The organism is Nodosilinea sp. LEGE 07298 (assembly GCF_015207265.1).
Taxonomy (GTDB): domain Bacteria; phylum Cyanobacteriota; class Cyanobacteriia; order Phormidesmidales; family Phormidesmidaceae; genus Nodosilinea.
Genome location: NZ_JADEXE010000392.1, coordinates 1 through 5,119, shown reverse-complemented (window position 1 = coordinate 5,119; position 5,119 = coordinate 1). Strand labels below are relative to the sequence as shown.

The window sequence follows — 5,119 nt, the reverse complement described above, 5'->3', positions numbered from 1 at the left end:
AGCCGCACTTCGGACACCGGATAACGCCGTCGGGCCAGCGCAACGTCCGAACGCTGTCGTAGCACTTGGCCTCTTCCAAAAGGTGTGTCAGGGTTAGCATGAGATCGCAGAGCAGGTGCACTTTAGTGTTCAGCCTAGCGAATACATCATCTGCTTGCAGGTCACCTCCCTGAAACACCTATTGAGCCATATTTAATTGTGCTTGCCTACTTAGTATCCAGGCCAGCCCCCCAAAATGACGGTTTGGGAAAAGCTGATCTCATCGCGAGTCTGCTTGGCGATGACATCTATGAGCGATCGCTCCTGGCGTTCAGCCACCTTCCGCTCCTGCTGATGAGAGAAGGCAACTTCAGGAATAACAACTGCACGCCAGCTTAGAGAAACAGCTAGAGCGTGGTTCCACTTCAGTCTTGTCAATAGGACAGTCCTATTGGGAAGCTAGATTTTGCTGAATCCATAAAACAGTTCTATGAGACTGTCCTGCGAGGAACATGAAAATGTCTTGATTGATACAACTATTCCTTATCCCCCCCTCTAGGATTGGTTGTCATAACAACTGACTTAAAACTCAGCTTAATTTCAGCTTCTAGGGATGCTTTAGGGGTACTCTTTTTGAGAACCTCTTTTTAGAAGCAGAGTGCATAGTGTGTGGTTTTAGGTTGGATGTTATAAAGCTAAATTAATCACATCCTGAAACTCATGAGCATCAACGCTTCGCCAATTCCTGTAAGTGTTATTACTGGATACCTAGGGGCGGGAAAGACAACCTTGCTTAATCGTATGCTCACCGAGGAGCATGGAAAAAGAATTGCCGTTATCGTCAACGAATTTGGAGAGGTAGGAATCGATAGTCAGCTAGTTATTGACGCTGACGAAGAAATTTTAGAGATGAACAATGGCTGTATCTGCTGTACTGTCAGAGGTGATTTAGTTCGCATCTTCGACAATCTTTTAGAAAAGCAAGATAAATTTGACCATTTAGTGATTGAGACAACAGGGTTGGCCGACCCCGCACCCGTCATTCAATCCTTCTTTGCAGATGAAACGATGAGGACTAAGACTCAGCTAGATGCAGTCATTACCGTTGTTGACTCAAAGCATATTTGGGAGCACTGGGAAAGCGATGAGGCTCAGGAGCAAATTGCTTTTGCCGATGTAATACTGCTCAACAAGACTGACTTAGTTTCTCCAGAAATTGTAGATAAGTTAGAGCAAAAAATTCGCGGGATGGCAGCCTTTGCCAAGGTTTATAGAACAAAAAACAGTGATGTCCCTATGGACTCTGTTCTTAGCATTAAAGCATTTGACCTGAAACAAGCCCTTCATATAGATCCAGACTTTTTGAACGAAGATGCTCATGAACATGATGAATCTGTTTGCTCTTTTTCTATTGTTGAAGAAGGAAGCGTAGACGGTGACAAGTTCAATCGCTGGATTTATCAGCTTTTACAAGATAGAGGGACAGATATCTTTCGTATGAAAGGTATTTTAGATATTGACTCGGAAGATAGGCGCTTTGTCTTTCAAGGAGTTCACATGTTGTTAGATGGTAGGCCTGGGCGCATTTGGAAGGGCGATGAATTGCGTAGGAATGAACTCGTATTCATTGGCCGCAACTTATCTGAGATGGAACTCAAAGAGGGATTCCAAGCTTGTCTTACATGACGAATAGTGCCAAAAAGTAGGTTGAAAACTAAAGAAAGGTTGTTCCATGAAAAAGCTAGACGCCTATAGTGTCAGCATTGGCACATTGGGAGCTGTAGATACTTATCTCACAGCAACAGTGATTCTTGTGCCAGTGTGGGTCACGTTTATTGCCTGGGCCTCGTTCTTTATCTTAGGAGGGAAGTCATCTGGCCTTAAGCAGAGCATTGCATCTAACTTGACTGGCATTGTAATTGCTTCGCTTACTTTGCTGGCAATTACTGCTTTGGGTGCAAATCCGTTTGTTGCCGCCATCTGTGTCGGATTGGGCAGTGCCGCAATGGTTCAGGCCTCTAAAGTTCCTTTACTGACCGCAATTCCTGCAATTGTTTGGGGATTTGCCTCGACAGTAGGAACTACAGTTGCGACAGGAGTGCCTATTACTACAGTAGGGCTGAATAACCCAGGCTTAGTAGCGGCAGTAGCCATGATCTTAGGTGGTCTCTTTGGTTATCTCTCTGAGTTTTGGGGTGATGCTATGACGACGAGTGAGGTCGCAGCCGTAAGGGATCAAACTCGTGCCTAAGCCTTTGACTGATTAGTTTAACTTTGTTCAAGATGCTTTCGTAGGACGAACGAAATGAAGCTACAGCATTACATTGGTGGAATTGAAGGACTTGAACCGTCTAGTTTTGAGAAGAAAGTCTTTGTCCAACCCTGGGAAGAGCGTATCTTTGGTATTCATGTTGCCATGATGGGACTGAGTAACCATTTAGAGGCTGTTAAGTCCGTACCAACCAAGTTCAGTAGCTTTTGGACTTGGGGGCACCTCCGCCAGGGGGCAGAAGGTATGAACCCATTTGACTACTTCAAGTACCGATACTATGAAAAGTGGTTAGGTGGTATTTCTGGATTTTTTGTTGAATCGGGTTATGTAACAGAGGAAGAACTGAGCACAAAAACAGAAGCTTACCTAGCAAACCTGAATACGCCATTTCCCAGTGGTGGGGAACCAACCATTGATGAGCAAATAATGGAGTACTTAAGGATTGGAGACTCACCAGCTTGTGATGTAGAGGCTCAGCCTAAGTTCAAGGTTGGTGATACCGTTACGGTTAGAAATCCACCCCCTGTTGATCACTGTAAACTACCTGGCTATCTACGAACCAAGCAAGGTGTTGTTGATGAAGTGTATGAAGGAACCTACAACTACTACTTTCCAACAGGTGATGGAGTAGGTGATCCTATGCCTATCTACAATGTCGTATTTAATTCCCACGACATCTGGGAGAGTATCACCGAACCCAATACCAAAATCTACGTTCAGATTTTTGAAGGCTATTTGGAAGATCCAGAATAGCTCATAGACATTTTGTTAAGTATTCTTGGGTAATTAGGTATGACTGAGAATGTTGATCGCGAAATATACAGTGCAGCTCGCGTTAGAGCTTTAGAGTCTCTGTTAATCGAGAAGGGAATCATCACTGGCGAGACTGTCGATAAGGTGATTGAGTTCTTTGAGAAGGATATGGGGCCATTTAATGGGGCCAGAATTGTCGCGAGGGCTTGGGTTGACCCAGACTTTAAGGAACGTCTGCTGGCAGATACCCCCTCAGCAATTGCTGAGATGAGTTTCCCTCGTGGTATGGCTGGAGCAGAAGGCGAGAATATGGCTGCTGTTGCCAACACGCCTGACGTACACAATTTAATCGTTTGTACAATGTGCTCCTGCTACCCTTGGCCAGTGTTGGGCTTACCGCCTTACTGGTTTAAAGATCCTACCTTTCGAGCTAGAGCCATCCGCGAACCTCGGAAAGTGCTCAAAGAATTTGGCCTAGATGTCTCTGAGAGCGTTGAAGTTAAAGTTTGGGACACTAGCGCTCAGATTCGGTGGTTTGTTCTTCCAGAGCGTCCTGAAGGAACGGAAGGGTGGACAGAAGAGCAATTAGCGACCATTATTACCCCTGAATCTATGCAAGGGGCAGCCAGGGTAGTAGTGCCAGCTTGATCGTAAGGCAACATCTAAAAATCACTGAGTACCTATGCAGATTAAATTTGAACAGTTTGCAGCCGCTAGTATGCTGGGTAGCGCTGACTCACCCCCACGTGATAACGGGGAAATCCTATTTCAAAGGCCCTGGGAAGGCCGTGCCTTTGGAATGGCAATTGCTTTGTCTAAAAAAGGACATTATGAGTGGGAAGACTTTCGCCAAGGGCTAATTGAATCAATTGCTGAATGGGAATCAACTCACTGCAAGGATGACCCGGATTGGGATTATTATCTACGTTGGCTTGCATCTCTAGAAAATTTAGTGCTTGAGTCTTCCCTTGTCAGCGAAGAGGAGTTGGAAGAACGAACTCGTCAGATGCTGGTTGAGGCTAATGCAACCTTGAACCAATCCTAGCTAGCTCTTCTTATTTAGTACCTTTAGCTTAGTGGTCTGTCAAACCTAAATTTGTAGGGTGGGTGGCGCGATAGCAGAACCCAACCAGGCTTACTGCTGTTGGGTTTCGCTACACCCAACCTACAAGAATCCTGATTTTTAGTTTTGACACTGTACTAGCCTGGTTCTATTTTCTTCATGTTTTCAGTCCTCCCGAAGGATTGTTTATCATCCCCGGCATCTTGTGTACAGCCAATTTAATTGTGAGGAATACAAAAGTGGCATCAAAGATTACTGGTATTAGCCATTGGACTGGTTTAGATCTTAGCAGCATCGTGAAGCTTGTCATAGTCGTCTCTGCCCTTCTAGGGATAGCTTTTCCCGCCTATGCTCACCACCCATCTGGAGGTGAAATATCGGCTACTTTTTTAGAAGGTTTTTTGTCAGGTCTTGGTCACCCTATTATTGGGTTTGATCATCTAATTTTTGTTATATCCGTGGGGTTGCTGGCGTCAGCTGTTGCCAGAGGCTTTTGGGTTCCTGTTGTGTTTGTCTCAACAGCTCTTGCGGGAACAGGGCTCCATTTAATGCTGGTGGATATGCCTATGGTTGAAGTAATTATTTCAGCTTCAGTGCTGGTCTCCGGTATCTTATTAGCAAAGTTAGAGAAGCCCAACACAGTCATCGTTGCTGTCTTAGCAGGTGTTGCAGGATTATTTCATGGCTATGCTTATGGAGAAGCCATCATTGGCGCTACAGCAGCTCCTTTGGTGGCTTACCTACTCGGGTTTACTTTAATTCAGGCAAGTATTTCGTTAATTGCCTTTAAGGTGGCCATAGTTGTCAAGGAATCTAGCGTTTCTAATCCAAATTTCCTACGGTTTGCTGGGTACATCGCCGTAGGCTCTGGCATGGCCTTTTTGGCAGCTAGCTTTTAAGAAAGTTACCCGACCCATCATTCGTAATTGCTCAACTCAGTAGCCAATCAGCCTGCTGTGAGGTAAGGGCACGGGAGATAGCGTCAAAGGCAGAGATGCTTTGACGGCGAGCCGTGTTTACCAGCGAACGCACCTGGGCGAACAACTCCGCAC

8 protein-coding genes are annotated in these 5,119 nt (G+C 45.4%); 6 read left to right on the top strand and 2 right to left on the bottom strand.

Annotation, left to right across the window (positions count from 1 at the left end; translation table 11 throughout):
• Together IQ273_RS36155 and IQ273_RS30085 are read right to left on the bottom strand one after the other, a co-directional pair.
• Positions 1–100: transposase (locus IQ273_RS36155; RefSeq protein WP_194021068.1), on the bottom strand; the 100-nt coding region annotated here is incomplete at its 3' end.
• Between the two features lie 110 nt (positions 101–210).
• Complete coding sequence (locus IQ273_RS30085; RefSeq protein WP_194026776.1) at positions 211–417, bottom strand: hypothetical protein; 207 nt, start codon at positions 415–417, stop codon at positions 211–213.
• 282 nt (positions 418–699) lie between these two features.
• On the opposite strand from IQ273_RS30085, the gene IQ273_RS30080 reads away from it, so the two are divergent.
• From IQ273_RS30080 to IQ273_RS30055, 6 genes are all read left to right on the top strand, one after another.
• Positions 700–1,665, top strand: coding sequence for a GTP-binding protein (locus IQ273_RS30080; RefSeq protein ID WP_194026775.1), 966 nt, complete (start codon positions 700–702; stop codon positions 1,663–1,665).
• Between the two features lie 46 nt (positions 1,666–1,711).
• A complete protein-coding gene (locus IQ273_RS30075; protein ID WP_194026774.1) occupies positions 1,712–2,230 on the top strand; it encodes a DUF1097 domain-containing protein in 519 nt (172 codons plus the stop codon).
• A gap of 54 nt (positions 2,231–2,284) precedes the next feature.
• The gene (gene nthB / locus IQ273_RS30070; protein WP_194026773.1) at positions 2,285–3,004 is read left to right on the top strand and encodes a nitrile hydratase subunit beta; all 720 of its coding nucleotides are present in this window, start codon (positions 2,285–2,287) and stop codon (positions 3,002–3,004) included.
• Positions 3,005–3,043: 39 nt separating this feature from the next.
• Positions 3,044–3,652, top strand: a complete 609-nt coding sequence (gene nthA / locus IQ273_RS30065) for a nitrile hydratase subunit alpha (RefSeq protein ID WP_194026772.1) — start codon at positions 3,044–3,046, stop codon at positions 3,650–3,652.
• Positions 3,653–3,686: 34 nt separating this feature from the next.
• Complete coding sequence (locus IQ273_RS30060) at positions 3,687–4,049, top strand: nitrile hydratase accessory protein (protein WP_194026771.1); 363 nt, start codon at positions 3,687–3,689, stop codon at positions 4,047–4,049.
• A gap of 257 nt (positions 4,050–4,306) precedes the next feature.
• Positions 4,307–4,966 carry a HupE/UreJ family protein gene (locus IQ273_RS30055; protein ID WP_194026770.1) on the top strand — a complete coding sequence of 220 codons (660 nt, stop codon included), beginning with the start codon at positions 4,307–4,309 and terminating at the stop codon, positions 4,964–4,966.
• Positions 4,967–5,119 lie beyond the last annotated feature (153 nt).